The organism is Streptomyces sp. NBC_01288 (assembly GCF_035982055.1).
GTDB lineage: Bacteria > Actinomycetota > Actinomycetes > Streptomycetales > Streptomycetaceae > Streptomyces.
Genome location: NZ_CP108427.1, coordinates 2555578 through 2573395 on the forward strand (window position 1 = coordinate 2555578; position 17818 = coordinate 2573395).

The 17818-nt window shown below is 71.3% G+C and carries 10 protein-coding genes; 1 reads left to right on the forward strand and 9 read right to left on the reverse strand.

Translation table 11 applies throughout. The features are described from left to right. Positions 1-4: 4 nt before the first annotated feature. The 7 genes from OG194_RS10935 to eccD all read right to left on the reverse strand — a co-directional run bounded on the left by OG194_RS10935 (position 5) and on the right by eccD (position 8769). Positions 5-454 (reverse strand): YbaB/EbfC family nucleoid-associated protein, encoded by a 450-nt coding sequence (locus OG194_RS10935; RefSeq protein ID WP_327400675.1) that lies wholly within the window; start codon positions 452-454, stop codon positions 5-7. After that, entirely contained in the window at positions 451-3567 is a 3117-nt protein-coding gene (locus OG194_RS10940; protein ID WP_327400676.1) for an AAWKG family protein, read from the reverse strand. The genes OG194_RS10935 and OG194_RS10940 overlap by 4 nt, the downstream gene beginning before the upstream one ends. Before the next feature lie 102 nt (positions 3568-3669). Next, the gene (locus tag OG194_RS10945) at positions 3670-4119 is read right to left on the reverse strand and encodes a type VII secretion system-associated protein (RefSeq protein WP_327400677.1); all 450 of its coding nucleotides are present in this window, start codon (positions 4117-4119) and stop codon (positions 3670-3672) included. A 121-nt stretch (positions 4120-4240) separates the two neighbouring features. Beyond that, on the reverse strand, positions 4241-4564 hold the full coding sequence (locus OG194_RS10950; protein WP_019065060.1) for a WXG100 family type VII secretion target: 324 nt from the start codon (positions 4562-4564) through the stop codon (positions 4241-4243). A 67-nt stretch (positions 4565-4631) separates the two neighbouring features. Then, positions 4632-4970: a hypothetical protein gene (locus tag OG194_RS10955; protein WP_019065061.1), complete on the reverse strand. Its 339-nt coding sequence runs from the start codon at positions 4968-4970 to the stop codon at positions 4632-4634. A 221-nt stretch (positions 4971-5191) separates the two neighbouring features. Then, positions 5192-6760: a type VII secretion protein EccB gene (eccB, locus tag OG194_RS10960; protein WP_327400678.1), complete on the reverse strand. Its 1569-nt coding sequence runs from the start codon at positions 6758-6760 to the stop codon at positions 5192-5194. Between the two features lie 608 nt (positions 6761-7368). Then, positions 7369-8769, reverse strand: coding sequence for a type VII secretion integral membrane protein EccD (gene eccD / locus OG194_RS10965; protein WP_327400679.1), 1401 nt, complete (start codon positions 8767-8769; stop codon positions 7369-7371). A gap of 329 nt (positions 8770-9098) precedes the next feature. Between eccD and eccCa the strand changes: the two genes are divergently transcribed. After that, on the forward strand, positions 9099-13034 hold the full coding sequence (eccCa, locus tag OG194_RS10970) for a type VII secretion protein EccCa (RefSeq protein ID WP_327400680.1): 3936 nt from the start codon (positions 9099-9101) through the stop codon (positions 13032-13034). Between the two features lie 98 nt (positions 13035-13132). Here eccCa and OG194_RS10975 read toward each other — a convergent pair whose 3' ends face one another. Together OG194_RS10975 and OG194_RS10980 are read right to left on the reverse strand one after the other, a co-directional pair. After that, positions 13133-14404, reverse strand: a complete 1272-nt coding sequence (locus OG194_RS10975; RefSeq protein WP_327400681.1) for a S8 family serine peptidase — start codon at positions 14402-14404, stop codon at positions 13133-13135. Further along, complete coding sequence (locus OG194_RS10980) at positions 14401-17745, reverse strand: right-handed parallel beta-helix repeat-containing protein (RefSeq protein WP_327400682.1); 3345 nt, start codon at positions 17743-17745, stop codon at positions 14401-14403. Before OG194_RS10980 ends, OG194_RS10975 begins: the two co-directional genes overlap by 4 nt. Positions 17746-17818: the final 73 nt, after the last annotated feature.

Genomic DNA, 17818 nt, shown 5'->3' on the forward strand with positions numbered 1-17818 from the left:
CTTCTCAGTCCTCCGGGTCTTCGCTGATCTCGTCGCGGAGCCGGCCGGCCCCGCGCCGTCGGCCGCCCTTGGGGCCCTCCAGGACACCGGGCCCGAAGATCTTGTTCCAGTCCACGTCGAAGCCGGTGATCTCGGGTGCCTCGGGGTTGGCCTTGGTGAAGGGCTCGAAGGTGGCCATGACGTGCCGGGCCATCCGCGCCCGCGCCTCCTGCACCGCCTCCAGCACGCTCGCGGCGAGCTGACCGGCGGGCATCGTGCGGTACTTGTCGTCCAGGAAGGTCAGCGCGCGCAGGTCGCCCTGCGCGGAGACGGTCACCTCGACCGCGCGGTCCGCGGAGCGCACCGTGCTCTCGGCATGGGCGAGTTCGCCCTCGGCGCGGGCCACCGCGGCCTCGGTGGCCTCCAGTTCGGCGACCGCCTTGGCCAGCCGCTGCTCGATCGACTCGCTGTTCATCGGCCGATCACCGCCGGTGAACCGCCCTCGTCGGTGCCCCAGACGTCCTCGTCCTCGGTGAGCCACGCGTCGCGGGCGCGGTCGCCGCTCTCGGTGGAACGGCCGTTCTGTCCGGCGCCGTTGCCGCCGGGCCCGCCCACCGGGTAGGGGGCGCTGGACGTGGTGGGCCGGGTGTACACGACGTCCTCGTCCTCGTCCACGTTCGCCGCCCGGTTGGTCCGGCCGCGCCGGGTGGCGCCGTTGGACGGGTCGGTGAGGACGGCCCGGGTGCGCTCGCTGGTGCCGCCCTGTCCGCCGCCTCCGCCGCCGCCCATACCGCCCATACCGCCGCCGCCCATGCCGCCCATGCCCATCGGGTTGAGCGGGGTGCCGCTCGACGCCTGGGCCGGGGTGGAGGCGTCGAGCGCGGCGGTGTCGAGGGCGTCGGAGCGCAGCGCGCCGCCGGTGTAGGGGGTGCTGTCGTAGTCGTCGTAGCCGCCGTCGAGGCCCGAATCCAGGCCGCCACCGGTCGTGTTGAGGCTGCCGCTGCTGAGGCCACCGCTGTTGAGGCCGCTCGTGTTCAGGCCGCTCGTGTCGAGGCTGCTGCCGTTGTTCAGCCCGCTCGTGTCGATGCCGCTGGTGTCGATGCCGTTGCCGTTGAGGCCGCTGGTGTCGATCGAGGACGAGGGGAGGTCGGTGCCGTCGATGTCGGTGGTGGTCGTGTGGCCCGACGGGTCGGTGGTGGTGAGCTGGCCCGTGTCCGGATTGAGGGTCTGGGTGGAGCCGTCCGGGAACTTCGTGGTCAGCGTGCCGTTGTCGTTCAGCGTGGTGGTCGAGCCGTCCGGGTTGGTGAAGGAGTCGCCCGGGTTGAGATGCGAGGTGGTGACGTGCCCCGAGGGGTCGGTGACGGTGACCTGGCCCGTGTCCGGGTTGAGCGTCTCGGTGGAGCCGTCCGGGAACTTCGTGGTCAGCGTGCCGTCGGAGTTGAGCTGGGCCGTCGAACCGTCCGGGGTGGTGAAGGAGCCGTCGGTCGGGTTGAGCGTCGACGTGCTGACGGTGCCGTCCGGGTTCGTGGTGGTGACCTGGCCGGTGTCCGGGTTGAGGGTCTGGCTCGTGCCGTCCGGGAACTTGGTGGTGAGCGTGCCGTCGTCGTTGAGCGTGGTGGTCGAGCCGTCCGGGTTGGTGATGGTGCTGCCCGGGTTGAGTTGGGAGACCGAGGTGGTGCCGTCCGGGTTGGTGGTGGTGACCAGGCCGGTCGACGGGTCGATGGTCTGGGTGGAGCCGTCCGGGAACGTCGTGGTGAGGCTGCCGTCGCCGTTGAGCTGAGTGGTGCCCCCGGTCGGGGAGTTGAGCGTGGTCGAGCCGTCCTTGGTGGAGTCGTTGCCGGAGTTCAGGAGCGAAGGGCCGAGGGTGTTCAGCGCGGCGTTGGCGAGGTTGCTCGGGTCGTTGCCGTTCGTACCGTCGTTGTTCAGCAGGCTGTCGTTGCCGAGGTTGTTGAGGTCGTCGAGCCCGCTGCCGACGTTGTTCAGGCTGTTGCCGAGATCGTCGTTCAGGTTGTTGAGGCTCGAATTCAGGCCGTCGCCGATGTTGTTGAGGCTGTCGTTCAGGTTGGTGTTGAGGTTCGTGCCGAGGTTGTTGAGGCCGTCGCCGATGTTGTTCAGGTTGTCGTTCAGGCCGTCGTTCAGGTTGTTGAGGTTGTCCCCCAGGTTGTTGAGGTTGTCGTTCACGTTGTCGTTGAGGTTGTTGAGGTTGTCGCCGAGGTTGTTGACGTTGTTCCCGAGGTTGTTCAGGTTCTCGTTGAGCTTGTCGTTGTTCTCCTTCGCCTCGTCCTCGGCGATCTCGTTCTCCTCCTTCTGGAGGACCTCGGAGAGCGTCTCGTTGTTCTTGTTCGTGACCTCGTTGGCGAAGGCGTCCTCGACGTCCGCCCAGGCGTTCTTCACGGCGCTGAGCGCGTCGATGGACGGCTGCTTGAGCTTGGAGTCCGCGTGGTCCGACCAGCTCTTGACGGCGGCGTCGGCGACCTTCTGCCAGGTGGTGTGCTGGGTCAGGTCGCCGTACTCGGGGACGCTCTGCTTGAACCCGGCGTCGGTGGAGTAGGTGGTGGAGGTGGAGGTTCCGTACTGGCTGCTGGTGGTACTCGACTTCGTCAGCACGTGGTTGATGTTGTTGTTGATGACCCACTGACTGATCTCGTCGAGGATCTTCTTCGCGTGGTAGTGCGGGTCGTGCTGGCCGTCCGACGCCCAGTCGGTCCACGCGGCCTGAAGGTTGGTGATCGCGTCCTTCAGGGCCAGTTGGGCCGCGGCCAGCGCGTCGCTCAGCTTCGACTTCGGGACGGTGCCGCCGAGGGTGGTGTTGGTCGCCGTGTAGTCACGGCCGCCCAACTGGGAGACGTAGCCGTCGTAGTTGGTCTTCAGCTCGTTCAGCAGATGCCAGAAGAGGCTGGCCGCCTTGCCCTTCCAGGCCGCCTGGTCCTCGCCGAGCGAGGTCATCCACTTGTTGACGATGTCCGAGTGGTCCTTGAAGAACTGCACCACCCGGTCGAAGGACTGTCCGGTGGTCTCGAAGGAGAGCATGTCGACGGCGTTGGCGTCGATGACGGACAGTCCGCTGTACTCGAAGCCCTGCGTCGAGTACGGCGAGGCCAGGATGTGGTCGAGGACCAGCTTGCTGCCCGAGATGTACTGCGCCATCGGCCCCGAGTCCCACTGGACGTGTGAGTACGAGCCCTCGAACGCACCGCCGCCGGTCACCTCGCCGCCGCTCCAGAGCGTGGCGCGGCCGTTCCCGTCGACGGTGACGCCGATCATCACGATCCGGGCCTTCTTCATCGACACGCTGTTGTGCGCGCCGTCCCCGCCGGCGTCGTAGAAGGCCAGGTCGTAGTCCTCGCCCTTGTTGACCTGCCAGCCGCCGATCGCCGAGTAGTCGGCCGCGGTCACCGACCTCATGCTCATGCCCTGGATGTCCATCCGGAACAGCTTGAGGTTGGCGAAGCCGTCGCTGGACGAGCTGCTCAGCTTGTCGAACAGCGTGGACCGGGCCGGGAGCGTGTAGCCGGTGAAGTCGGTGACGGCCTGGGCGAAGTAGTCGTCCGGGTCGTAGTTGGCGGTCCCGGTGGTGGTTTCGGCCATGGGGCGGACTCCGCTGCGAAGGAGGAGGAGGGGGACTGGGTGGGGGGGGTCCAGGGTGCGGGGCCCGGTGCTCGGCGGGAGCAGGCGGGCCGCGCTCCGGCCTCAGGAGGTCTTCGAGTCGCTGCCGCTCATGTCGCCGTCGACGGTGTCGAAGATGTCCAGCAGCTTCTCGCCGTCGATCGAGTCGAGACTGTCGCCCTGCGTCTTGAGCAGGGTGGTGATCGTCTCGTCCAGCGCGTCGTCGATGTCGTCGAAGAGCGTCTTCTGACCGGTGAGGATCTTGTCCAGGCCGGTCGCCTGCGTCTTGAGCGCCTCGACGAGCGTGGCCCCGCCGACCGGGTCCGAGCTGTCGCCGCCGTTCATCAGGCCGATGCGCAGGATCTTGGCGAGGCCCTGGGCGGAGCCGGCGCCGGTCTCGGCGATCAGGTTCTTCAGGGACCGGACGCCCGCGTTGTCCTTGCGGATGGCCAGCAGATCGCTGATGAAGTCGGCGACGTCGTTGTTCTTGAAGTTCTTCAACGCGGTCGAGTCGAGATGGGTCAGATCTGCCATGGATGCCTCCGCGGGCGGAACGCGCCGGCCCTGGCGTACGGCGCGGCGACGGAACGGGAAGGAGCCTGGACGACCGCACCGACCGCGAGGTGACCGGTCGGTGCGGTGGGGGCCGGCCGGCTCAGCGGCCGATGGTGACCTCGGACCACATCTGGCTGAGCGAGTTCTCGCTGTACTTGTAGCTGCTGGAGATCTCGTTGAGGAGCTGCGAGTGCGAGGTGAGCAGCGTCTCCATGTTCTGCACCGCGCCGTCCCAGGCCGCCTGCTTCTGGCGGTAGGTGTCGGCGTCGTTTCCGTACCACGTCTTGGACAGCTCGCCGAGTTCCTGCTCAAGGCTGGAGAGCGTCTGGGCGATCGCCTTGGTCTGCGCCACCATGTCGTCCGCGGCGTTCGACATGTGGTTGTAGCTGACGTAGATGACACCGTCGGACAGGTTGTCTGCCACAGCTTGCCTCTCTTACGCGATGTGGGGATCGGACGTGACCGCGAGGTCACGGGGAAGCGGGCGTCGGTCAGCCGGCGAGCTGGTCGAAGGCCGACTGCGACGCGTTGTACGCCTGGTTGATGGAGTCGTTCGAGGAACCCTGGGTCTTGTTGTGTTCCACGAGGCTCTGGTTCAGCCGGTCGATGACGTCCTCAAGGTTCTTGAGGATGACGTTGCACTGGCCGTCCCACTGCGCGAGGAGCTGGCCGTACTGGCCGCCGTCGCTGCCCTGGTAGCCGCTGCCCAGGGTGGAACGGGTGCTGTCGACGTCCTGACGGATCTTCACGATGCCGCTGAAAGCGCTCTCCAGGGCCTGGATTCCGTTCCGGGTCGAACCTTCGCTTGACTGCTGGCCATCTCCAGCCATCGTCCCACCTTTCGTAAGTCGATCTGAGGTACGAGTGCAACTGAGCCTAGATTGACGGAAGTTGCGCTGACAACGAACTGAGGAAGATCTGAGGTTGCCGACCGCTTCCGCTCAAAGGCTTTTACCGGTAAGCAACTTGACCGGAACACGCGGTTCCGTGGTCGGCGGTTCTGGAATGAATCCAGTTTGGCGTGAACACGATCTCCATCGGCGTGAATCCGTCAGTTCCCGGCGCCCGCCGCCGAGTTGAGGGAGCCGCCCGCCGGGGCCTGTCCGGCGATCGCGGGCAGGCCGGCCTCGATGCCGGAGCGTCCACCGGCACCGGCACCCGCGCCCGTGCCGCACTGCGCCGCCGCTCCGCCCATGCCCCCGCCCACCGAGCCGGAGTCCGACGAGGCCGCCCTGGCGCTGAGTTCGGGTCCGGTCGGCAGCATCGACAGCAGCGTGGACGGCACCTTCACCGGCGTGGCCCCGCCGTAGCCGAGGGCGGCGAGCGCGCCGGCGTCCGGGATGCGGTACTTCACGCCGTCGTCGCCGACCAGGAACGTGGTGTCGCCGACGGTCTCACCGGCCGCGCCCAACGCCCGTACCAGCGTGCCGTGTCCGGGCCGGGTCACCACCCGGTCCACCGTCACGCAGGCCGCGGTCAGCGCCGTCGGGTCCGCCTGTGCCGCCGGGTACAGGGCGGTCTCCGCGACCCGTACCGAGGTCACCCGCACCTGTCCGTCGGCCGGGTCGACCTGGGCGCACACCGACTCCCCCGCCGCCAGCGCCAGTGCGCTCGGCGGAGTGTCCGGCAGCCCGGCGACCGACGGGTCGGTGCCCGCCGATCCCGGTGCCTGGTGGGCGCGCAGGTCGGACACGTCGATGGTGACGACGTTCGGCGCCCCTCCGTCGTAGGCCTTCTTGCGGGTGTCCGGATCGCCGAGCAGCAGCGCCGACTGGGTGTCCGTGACCGGGTGCAGGCCGTCCTTCTGAAGGAGGTACTCCTGGTTGCCGGAGCCCGCGACCACGCGGAACACCTGGCCGATCCGGGTGGCCCGGCCGCCGAGTTCGGGGCCGGTCGTGCCGCGGCCGTCGACCTTCGGGGTGGCCAGGTCGGGGCCGGTCACCAGGGCGTCGAGGAAGGCCGCGGACACCGGGCGGGGGGTCACGGGCGCGTAGCCGAGGGACTCCGCGGCGCCCGAGGCCTCGTCCAACTCAAGGCGGCTGCCCTGCCACACCAAGTAGGTGTGTTTGTCAGGGCCCTTGACCACCAGCGCCGACTTCGCGCCGACCGGGTCCGTCTCCACCGGGGCTCCCGGCACCAGGGTCGTCTGGCTGCCGGAGCCGGTCGAGCAGACCTCCCACGGCGAGGACTCCAGGTCACCGGTGCCCGGCACGGAGTCGGGGGCGCCGGTGATGCCGACCGGCCGGCCGACCGGGGTGCCCGCGAGCGACTTCGAGCCGACCGACGTGGTCTTCAGGTCGGCGCCGCCGATCAGCACGGCCGACGCGTAGTTGCGCACCGGGCGCAGTCTGCCGTCGGCGTACAGGTAGCGGGCGCCGGTGTCCTTGTTGACGATCAGGGTGTCGCCGCTGCGCCACGCGTCGTTGCCGCCCGGCTTGAGCAGCCCGAACACCAGCGCCCCGCCGCAGAACAGCACACCGACGATCACACCGACGAGGGCGCCCCGGCTGGTGCGGCCCAGTGGGCTCTCCGGTGCGTCCGGGTCGGCCAGCAGCATGCCCGAGGTCAGGCGGCCCATCATGAACGTGTGCGCTTGCACCTGGTCGCGCTTCGACCGCACGCTTTCCTCCCGGCTGGTCGTTCGGCTTCTAGTTCGTCCGGCTGTGCCCGGACCCTGCTCACGGACCGACGGACCGATCGGCCCGTGACACCGCGTCCGCTTCCCGCTCTCGTTCGACGTACCCGACCCACGCTCACGGACCGGCGGTTCCCGAACCGGCCCGAAACGGCGGCCAGTTCGCCCGGTCCTTGTCGCGGACCGGCAGGCAAATCCACCCACACTCCGCATCCAACTCCCGTCCCGGTCCACGGCCCGGACCCCGCCCGCGGACCAACGGTTCCCGAACCGACCCGAAACCACGGCCAGTTCACCCGACCCACGTCGCGGACCGGCAGGCAAATCCGCCCACACTCCGCTTCCGGCCCCCGTCTCGCTCTGCGGGCCCGGACCCTGCCCGCGGACCGGCGGCGCCCGGACCGGCCCGGACCGACAGTTCCCAACCAGCCTGCGGCGGCGGCCGGTTCACCCGACCCTCGTCGCGGACCGGCGGGGGCGAGTACACCAGCGTTCCGCTTCCGGCTCCCGTCCCGGTCCGCGACCGATGGTCGCCAACCGACCCGTGGCGGGAGCCAGTTCACCCGCTTCTCGTCCGTAGGACCGGCACGTGGTCAGCCGAACAGGCCGCGCAGGGTGCCGAAGACGCCCAGCAGCCACAGGGTGAGCGGCAGGAGGGCGATCGCCAGCAGGGAGTGCAGGATCTCCGCCGCGCGGCCCCAGTACGGGACCATGCGGCGTCCCGGTACGGTCCACACCGCGACCGTGAGTGTCGCCCCGACCGCGAGCAGCCCGCCCACCAGCAGGATCCGCTCGGTGCCGGACAGCCGCAGCCCCCAGCCGAACGCCAGCAGCAGCAGACCCCACGCGCCCGGCAGCACCAGCACCAGCCGTTGCGCGGTGTTCACCAGGCCCCGGCCGTGCAGGAGCAGCAGCAGGGACAGGACCAGCGCGACCAGCAGCGCGGGGAGGCTCGGACGGCGGGCGAGGGCCACCAGGCAGGCCGACGAGAGCACGCCCGTCGCGCCGTAGAGCGCGGTCATCCACTCGCCGGCCAGCTCGGTGCGTACGGCGACGTCGTTGCCCCGGTAGGGCTCGATGCCCTCCTGGAGCTGTTCGGCGTTGGTGGGCAGCGCGGGCATGCGCATCCCGGCGAACTTGAACGACAGCGCGGGCACCAGCCCGCCCAGCAGCACCGTGAGCGCCGCGACCACGCCGGCCGCGCCCGCCACCCGCACGTCGAACACCGTCATCAGCACCCCGCCCACCGCCGCCGCGAGCGCCACCAGCGCCGAGGCCAGGAACAGCGGGGTACGGGCCGCGGAGGCCGCGAGGGCGAGGACCGCGCCGCCCGCCCAGGCCGCCGCCGCCCCCAACAGCCGTGCCCCCAGCACCTGGTGGGCCTGCGGACCGCTCAGCTCACCGCCCGGCACCAGCCAGCCCGCGAGCGCCAGCGCCGGGGACGCGAGCAGGCCCAGGATCACGCCGGTCGCCGGATCGTCCACCGCCCGGCTCGCCGACGCGGCCCCGGCCAGCAGCAGCAGACCGGTGCCTACGGCGGTGGCCGCGCGCAGCGACGCCGGGGCGCCCGGCAGCGCCAGCAGGACAAGACCGGCCAGTACGGCCACCGCGAGCAGGCCGCGCAGCAGGCGCCGGGCCGCCTCGGGGCTCCAGCCGTGCAGCCGGTCCCGGGTGACCGCGGCGATGCCGTCGACCAGGTCGTCGAGGCGTACCTCGGGCAACGCCTCGGTGCGCGGCCGGAGATGGAGCGCCTCACCGTCGGTCAGCCCGAGCGAGGCGAGGGTCGCCTCGTCGTCGAGCGGCCGGCCGCCGAGGCGCTGGAGCACCCAGCCGTCGTGTTCGAGACCGGTCTCCTCGGCCTCCTCCCCCGCGTACCGCAGCACGGTGGGCAGCAGGTCGGCGACGGGCACGTCGGACGGCACGGCGAGGTCGATGGTGCGGGCCGGGGCCCGCACGGTCAGATGGCACAGGCCGGTCACGGAAGTGTCGGTCATACCGGGGCTCACGTCTCCTGGGACATCGAAACGGGGGCACGCGGCGCGGCGTGCGGAGGTGGGGGGAACAAGGGAAACAGGGTGCCGGTGTAGCGGGGGGTGACATGGACGTACAGAGTTGACGGGGTGCACACTACTGACACTCCCTACGACTCGTGTCAACGGGAGCCCCCACCAACGGTGTTGACAGCGTCCTCCACCGTGCCAGTGCCGAGGCCGGAATTCGGTGCATGCCCCCACATGCCGCCGCGGTGCGCGAAGTCCGTTAGGAGCCCCAAGCGTTGAGCGTGGTCCTGTTCCGTCGTCCTGCCCGCCGTCGTGGACCCGACATGCCCGCAGGCGAGTTGGTCCTCCAGGAACCGCCGACCCTCATGGAGACCGTCCCGGACACGTCCGCGGTGTGGACGTATCTGCCGATGGCCATGATGTCGGTCTCGATGATGATGATGTTCATGCGGTCGGGCGGCCAGTCCAGCGGCATCTTCATGTACATCGCGCTCGGCATGATGGTGATGGCCGCCGGCGCGATGATGATCGGCCAGGTGATGCGCAAGGCCGGCGACCGCAAGCAGCGGCTGCGCGGCGAACGCCGTGACTATCTGCGGTACTTGGCGCAAAGTCGACGTACGGTGCAGCGTGCCGTGATCGAGCAGCAGCTCGCGCTGGCCTGGCGGCATCCCGAGCCCCGGGTGCTGCGCACCATGGTTCGCACCACGCGGCTGTGGGAGCGGCGGGTCAAGGACGACGACTTCGGCGAGGTGCGGATAGCGGTCGGCGACCAGCAGCTCGCGATGCGGCTGACTCCCGTGTCCAGCAAGCCCGTCGAGGACCTGGAACCGCTGTGCGCGCACGCGCTGCGCCGGTTCATCCGCGCCTACAGCACCGTTCCCGGCCAGCCGATCGCGCTGTATCTGCGGTCCTGGTCACGGGTGTTGGTGCACGGCGACCACGACGCCGCCCGCGGGATGCTGCGCGCCGCGCTGGCCCAACTGGCCCTGTTCCACCCGCCGGAGGAGCTGTGGATCGCGGTCTGCGCCGCTGACGAGGTGCGCGCCGAGTGGGAGTGGGTGAAGTGGCTGCCGCACAACCAGCACCCTCAGGAGACCGACGGCGCGGGCCCGTTGCGCATGGTGGCCTCCGCCTTCACCGATCTGGAGGACCAGCTCGGCAGCGAGTTCTCCGAGCGGCCCGCGTTCGACCCCGACGCCGTGCCCGGCCGTGACGAGCCGCTGGTGGTCGTCATCGTGGACGGCGCGAGCATCCCGGCGGGCCACCGCTTCGACGGCCCCGGCTACCGCAACGCCGTCGTCGTCGACCTCTCCGACAGCCTCACCTGGCGCCCCGGCCGCACCACCCTGCGCCTCGACGTCTCTCCGGACGCGGTCGCCCTGGTCCGCACCGACCGCAGCCGCAAGGAACAGTCCACCGTCCTGGGCCGCCCCGACCGGCTCGGCCCGGTCGCCGCCGAGGCGCTGGCCCGGCTGATCGCGCCGTACCGGATGACGCTCTCCTCCGACGCGGTCGAACCGCTGTCGAACGACACGGAGTTGACCACGCTGCTCGGCATCGCCGACCTGCACCGGCTGGACCCCGACACGATCTGGCGGCGGCACACCGGCTCCGCCCGGCTGCGCGTCCCGGTCGCCGTCGGCGCGGACGGCCGGCCCGTGGAGCTGGACATCAAGGAGTCCGCGCAGGGCGGCATGGGCCCGCACGGCATGCTCATCGGCGCCACCGGTTCCGGCAAGTCCGAGCTGCTGCGCACCCTGGTCCTCGGTCTCGCGCTCACCAACTCCTCCGAGACCCTGAACTTCGTCCTGGTGGACTTCAAGGGCGGTGCGACCTTCCTCGGTCTGGACGAACTCCCGCACACCTCCGCCGTCATCACCAACCTCGCCGACGAGGCCGCCCTGGTGGAGCGCATGCAGGACGCGCTGCACGGTGAACTCATCCGCCGCCAGGAGCTGTTGAGGTCGGCGGGCAACTACACCTCGGCGCTGGAGTACGAGAAGGCGCGGGCCGGCGGCGCCGATCTCGCTCCGCTGCCCAGCCTGTTCGTCGTCGTCGACGAGTTCAGCGAACTCCTCGCCTCGCACCGGGAGTTCATGGAGCTGTTCGTGATGATCGGCCGCCTCGGCCGGTCGCTGGGCGTGCATCTGCTGCTCGCCTCGCAGCGCCTGGACGAGGGCAGGATGCACCAGTTGGAGTCGCACCTGTCGTACCGGATCGGTCTGCGCACCTTCTCCGCGATGGAGTCCCGGGGTGTCCTCGGCGTCCCCGACGCGTACGAACTGCCGTCCCAGCCCGGCAGCGGCTACCTCAAGAGCGGCATCGAGGCGCTCACCCGCTTCCGTGCCGCCTACGTCTCCGGCCCGTACCGCAGGCGCGGCGGTGCGGTCGCGCAGGCCCGGGTCGCCACGCAGGTGGTGCCCTGGTCGACCGGGTACATCGTGCCGCGCGCTCCGGCACCGGCCGCGATCGCGGCGCCGGAGCCCGAGGCGGAGGAGGCCACCGAGAGCCTGCTGGCGGTGGCGCTGGACCGGCTGCGCGACTCCGGGCCGCCCGCCCACCGGGTGTGGCTGCCGCCGCTGGACACCGCGTCCCCGCTGGACGTCCTGCTCGGTGGTCTCGCCGAGGACCCGGACCGCGGTCTGAGCGCGTCCCGCTGGGTCGGCGCCGGGAAGCTGCGGGTCCCGGTCGGCCTGGTCGACAAGCCGTTCGACCAGCGCCGTGATCCGCTCGTGGTGGACCTCGCCGGGGCGGGCGGCCATGTCGCCGTCGCGGGCGGTTCGCAGAGCGGTAAGTCCACCGTCCTGCGCAGCCTCATCTTTGCGCTCGCGCTGACCCACACCCCGCGCGAAGTCCAGTTCTACTGCCTCGACTTCGGCGGCGGCACGCTCTCCCAGCTGACCGGTCTGCCGCATGTCGGCGGGGTCGCGGCCCGCCTCGACACCGAGCGGATCAGCCGTACGGTCGCCGAGGTCACCGCCGTCCTCACCCAGCGCGAGCAGTTCTTCCTCGACAACGGCATCGACTCGATGTCCACGTACCGGCGCCGTCGCGCGGCCGGGGAGTTCCCCGACGAACCGCACGGCGACATCTTCCTGGTGATCGACGGCTGGTCGGCGGTCCGGCAGAACTTCGACCAGTTCATCCCCACGTTCAACCAGATCGCCACCAGCGGCCTCAACTACGGCATCCACCTCATCGTCGCGACCGCCCGCTGGCTGGAACTCACCGCCCCGGTCCGCGACCAGTCCGCGACCCGGCTCGAACTCCGGCTCGGCGACACGATGGACTCCGTCGTGGACATCCGCAAGGCGAGCGCGGTGCCCCAGATCCCGGGCCGCGGCCTGACCGTCGAGACGAAACTCCACTTCCTCTCGGCGCTGCCCCGAGGCGACGGTTCCACCGACCACGAGAGCCTCAGCGAGGGCGTCGCGGACCTGGTCGACCGCATCGCCTCCGCCTGGCACGGCCCACGCGCCCCCCAGGTCCGGATGCTCCCGCACCGCCTGCCCGCGGCCGAACTCCCCGAGCCCGAACTCGGCGACGGCGTCAGCCTCAAGCTCGCGCTCGGCCAGGACGAGGAGACCCTCGGCACGGTCTGGCACGACTTCTCCCGCACCCCGCACCTGGTCGCGGTCGGCGACTCGGAGAGCGGCAAGACCAACCTCCTACGGCTGGTCGCGGACTCCGTCGTGGCCCGCTACACCCCCGCCGAGGCCCGCATCCTGGTCGTGGACTACCGCCGCGGCCTGGTCGACGCGGTCCCCGAGGAGTACCGCCTGGGCCACGCGGTGGCCCTGGAAGCCCTCAAACAACTGGTCGGCGGCTCGGCGAAGGCCCTGCGCACCCGCGTCCCCGGCCAGGAGATCACCCCAGCCCGCATGCGCCAGGCCGACTGGTGGACGGGCCCCCGCCTGTTCGTCCTCGTCGACGACTACGACATGGTCGGCGGCGGCACGGTCATGGACCACCCGTTCTCCCCTCTCTTCGAACACCTCGCCCTGGGCCACGAGTTGGGCCTGCACGTGGTCGTAGCCCGCTCCGCCACCGGCGCCGGCCGCGGCCTGAACGACCAGTTCCTGCGCCGCCTGGACGAGGTCAACACCCCGGGCATCCTGATGTCCTGCTCCCCGTCCGAGGGCTACGTCTTCGGCAACGTCAAGCCCCGCGTCCTCCCCCCGGGCCGAGCCCTCCACATCGTCCGCCGCAAGCCGTCCCTCATCCAGACGGCACTGGCGGCGGGGGCGGAGGAGTAGGCGCCGACACCGAACGGAACGGCCCCGGGCGACAGTTCGTCGCCCGGGGCCGTTCCGTCTCACGCTGTGCGTCGTGTCCGCGACGACCGGTCCAGCCGTCAGCTCTCCGAGGTCCCCTGGGCGCCGGTGCCCACCGGAACCGGGCTCTCCGCGCCCTCGGGCCCGGGACCGGCCGTACGCTCCGGCCGCGACGGGCGCCAGCCCAAGCGGCGTCCCCGGGGCAGGATCAAGCCCAGCCACACCACCGCGATGATCACGGCGAGGCCCGCCGACGCGGGCCACAGGGCGCGGCGGAGGGGGCCTGCCGCCTTGTCGGCCGGGAGGTGGACCGGGGTGCCCGCGTCGCCCCGGGACGGTGCGGTGGCGGTGCCGGTCAGGACCGAGGTGACCGCCGCGTACGGGTCGAGGCGAGGTACGTCGGCCGGATAGGCGGAGGTGCGGAGGAGGGTCGCGGTCTGGGCGGCCGTCAGGTCCGGGTGGACGGAGCGCACCAGCGCCGCCGCCCCCGCCACGAAACCGGCGGCCAGTGACGCGCCGGAGCCGATGTAGTGGCCGGCCTTCTTCGGGCCGATGCCGACAACTCCGTCCCCGGGCGCGGCGATCGACGCGCTGGGCGTCGTGTACGCGCCGGTCGGCCGCTTGCCGGAGACGTCGACGTCGAGGACGGAGAGCACTCCGTCGTCGGCGGCCGGGTAGTAGTCGCGGGCGGGCGGAGTGTCCGTCGAGGTCGCCGTCGCCGGTGTGTCCGGTACGGCCGCCGCGATCACCAGGACGTCCTTCTTCGCGGCCAGCGCGACGGCGGAGCGCAGCGTGGCACTGTCGGCCGCGAGCGCCGCCGACACCGTCACCACCTCGGCACCGCCGTCCACGGCGGCCCGGATGCCCTCCGCGACCCGGTCCGCGGTGACCTTCCCCCGCGCGTCACTGCCCCGCACCGCGAGGATCCGCGCCTGCTGCGCGACCCCGGCGAACCGCACACCGTCCGCTACGGCCGCGCCGACCAGCCCGGCCACGAAGGTGCCGTGTCCCACACAGTCGGTCCCGGCGTCGCCGACCGCGGTGATCCGGCCCTTGAGCGCGGGTGCGGAGGACGAGACCCCGGTGTCGACCACGCCGACGGTCACCCCGGTGCCCGACGCGAACGGCCAGGTGCGGCTGAGCTGGAGGGAGACCTGCTCCCAGGGCACGTCGGTGGCGCGCTGGTCAGAGCCCGTCGCGCAGGCCGCGTCGGCGTCCAACTGCGACGCCAGTACGGGGAGTTGGACCGTGCCGTCGGCCGCCGTCGCGGATCCGGCGCCGACGGCGCTCGCGGCACCCGTCAGCAGCAGTGCCAGACCGGCGGCGACGGCCTTGTGGTGGGTCGTCGTCATGCCCGGGCCGCCCCGCTGGAGGTCGGGGAGGCGGCCGTCGGGTCGGCGAGGTCCTCCGGGAGGAGCAGCCGCAGGTCGTCGAGGCTGGGGACGGCCAGTCTGCTGAGTCGGCCCGCCTGTCGGGTCATCATCCGCTCCAGGATCTGGCGGGCGGTGCGCGCGTTGCCGAAGGAGCGGTCGCGGGGCAGCCCGTCGAAGTACTGGCGGAGGACCGGTCCCAGTCCGGCCGCGCACTCGTAGCCGAGCTGTACGGCGTGCTCGCGGACGATGGTGACCAGCTCGTCGGAGGAGTAGTCGGCGAACTCGACCCGGCGCGAGAAGCGGGAGGACAGGCCCGGGTTGGAGGCCAGGAAGTTCTCCATCTCCTGGGTGTACCCGGCGACGATGACGACCACCTTGTCGCGGTGGTCCTCCATGAGCTTCAGCAGGGTGTCCACGGCCTCCCGGCCGAAGTCGGAGCCGGACGCCTCACGCGGGGTGAGGGTGTACGCCTCGTCGACGAACAGCACTCCGCCCAGGGCCCGTTCGAAGACCTCGCGGGTCAACTGCGCGGTGTGGCCCACGTATCGGCCGACGAGGTCGGCGCGGGACACCTCGACGAGCTGGCCGCGCGGCAACACGCCCAGGGAGGCGAGGAGTTCGCCGTAGAGACGCGCCACGGTGGTCTTGCCGGTGCCGGGCGGGCCGGTGAAGACGAGGTGGTGGCTGAGCCGGGGCACGGGGAGTCCGGCGGCCTCGCGCTGCTTGGCCGTCGACACGAGGTTGACGAGGTCGGTGACGTCCCGCTTCACCGCGTGCAGTCCGACCAGCGCGTCCAGCCTGCTCAGCGCGTCGTCGCCGGAGTCGACGGCGTTCGGGCCGTCGGCGGCGGTGCGGGCCGCCTCCTCGCTGATGTCCTGCGGCAGCAGGAGCGAGAGGTCCTGCTCGGTGACGTCGGTGAGCGCGGACAGCCGTACGGCCTGCCGGTCCACCATCTCCTCGAACACCTGCCGTGCGGCACGGCCGTTGCCGAACCCGGCGTCCTTCGGTATGCGCTCGAAGTGCACCGCGAGGGCGAGTCGGGTCTCGTCGGCGAGTGCGTACTGGTGGCGTACGCACATGCTCTCCATGATCTCGACCAGCTCCGGCACCGAGTAGTTCTCGAACTCGACGGTGCGTGAGAAGCGGGACGCCAGACCGGGGTTGGAGCCGAGGAAGCTGCGCATCTCGTCGGAGTAGCCCGCCGCGACGACGACGACGTCCTCGCGGTGGTCCTCCATCAGCTTCAGCAGGGTGTCGACGGCCTCGCGCCCGAAGTCGGCCCCGGAACCACGGGAGTCGGAGGTGAGGGTGTACGCCTCGTCGACGAACAGGACACCGCCCAGGGCCCGTTCGAAGGCCTCGGTGGTCTTGATGGCCGTACCGCCGATGACCTGGGCGACGAGGTCGGCGCGGGAGACCTCGACGAGGTGTCCGGAGCGCAGGGCGCCCAGCTCGGCGAGGATCGTGCCGTAGAGGCGGGCGACGGTGGTCTTACCCGTACCGGGCGGGCCCGCGAAGACGAGGTGGCGGCTCATCGGCGGTGCGGACATGCCGAGTTGGGCGCGGCGCGCGGCGAGCTGGGTGAGGTTGACGAGGGTGCGGACCTGTTCCTTGACGTTGTCGAGGCCGATCAGGCTCTCCAGCGCGGCCATCGGTCCGTCGGGGCGGCCGGGGCCGTCCGAGGCGGACACGGTGCCCGCCGGGTCGGTGCCCTCGGCCTCGCCGAAGCCCCAGGCGTCGCGGGACTCGTTGCCGGTGCTGATGAGGTTCTCCACCGCGAGCCGGCCGCCCGCCTTGGCCTGCACGAGGCCGCCGCCCTTGTTGTCGCGGACCGTGCAGCCCACCACGGAGACCGGGGCCTCCGACTCGACGCGGATGCCGTCGCGGTCGTTGCCGGCCGCCTCGCAGCCGTTCAGGGAGGCCCGGCCGCCGTCGCGGACCAGGAAACCGTGCTCGGCGGACGCGGCGGTCCGCACCCGGTTCGCCGTCAACTCCCCGCCGGTGTCCACGAGTACACCGCAGCCGCCGGCCGAGACCAGCTCGCCGTCACGCAGCGCCGCCGTGCCCTCGCCGCCGATCTCCAGACCGGCACCGCCGGGGTTGTTGACCCGGAATCCGGCGAGATAGACGTTGCCGCCCGCCGCGACCTCCGCGCCCGCGCCGCCCGGTGCCTCCACCGTGCAGTCCTCCACCCGGCCGCGCCCGCCGTCGCGCACCGACACGCCGGAGCCACCGGCCCCGGTGATCCTGGCGCGCCGCACCAGCGGGTTGGCGTTGCCGCGGATCACCACACCGGCGCCCTTGACGTCGATGATCTCCACGCGCTCCAGCTCGGCCGCCGCGTCCTCTTCCAGCAGCACGCCGTCCGACTCGCCGTCCCGGACGGTGAGCGAGGTCAGCGTGGGCGAGGAGGCCCCGGCCACGCGCAGCGCCGCCATCTGGGCGCCGGTCAGCCAGCAGTCCTCGTACGTGCCGCGCGAACGGTCCGTCACCAGCAGGCCGTTGCCCGTGGTGCGGGCGGTGCGGCAGCGGCGCAGCACCGGGTCGGAGCCGTGCGAGACGATGATGCCGGGGCCGCTGGAGCCGGTGACCCGCACCTCCTCCAGCTCGCAGCGGGCGGTGCTGGTGATGTGCACGCCGATCGAGGTGTCGCGGACCACGGTCCGCAGCACGCGTATCGCGCTGCGCTCCTCAAGTGCCAGCGAGGGCTTGTCCGTTGAGGCCAGGTCGCAGTCCTCGACGGAGCCTTGCGCATCCCCGTTGGCGAGCACGCCGTTGCCGCGCGCGTCCCGCACCGTGCAGCCGCGCAGGGTGGCCCGGCCGCGCTCACTGATCACCACCCCGCTGGTACCGAAGTGTTCGAAGGTGCAGGACTCCAGCGAACTCTCCGTGGACGAGGTGACCACGACACCGGCACCGGTGCGATTCGACACCCGGCACTCGCGCATCGCCAACGAGCCGGAGTTGCGCGCCAGTACGGTCGTCCACGAGGCGCCGGACAGATCGCAGCCCTGCATCGCGACCTGCCCGTGCGAGGCGTCCACGGCCGGGTGTTCCTCGTCGTGGCCCTGGACCACCAGGTCGGTCAGCATCACCGCGTCGACGCGCAGCGAGATCACGGTGCCCTTGCGCGGGGCCAACCGGACGGTGCCGCGCGCCTGTTCGGCGACGATGGTGACCCGGGTGGTGACGACGAGGTTCTCCTCGTAGGTCCCCGGGCGCACACTCAGCACCGCGCCTCCGCGCGCCCTCGCCAGGGCCTCTCCGATCGTCCGGGCGTCCCCGGTGCCCTCCGGACAGACCGTCAGTACCTGGCGCACTCAGCTGACCTCCTCGTGTCGGCACCTGTCGGTTGCGGTAACCCCATCATGCCGTCCCCGCACGCGCGTTCCC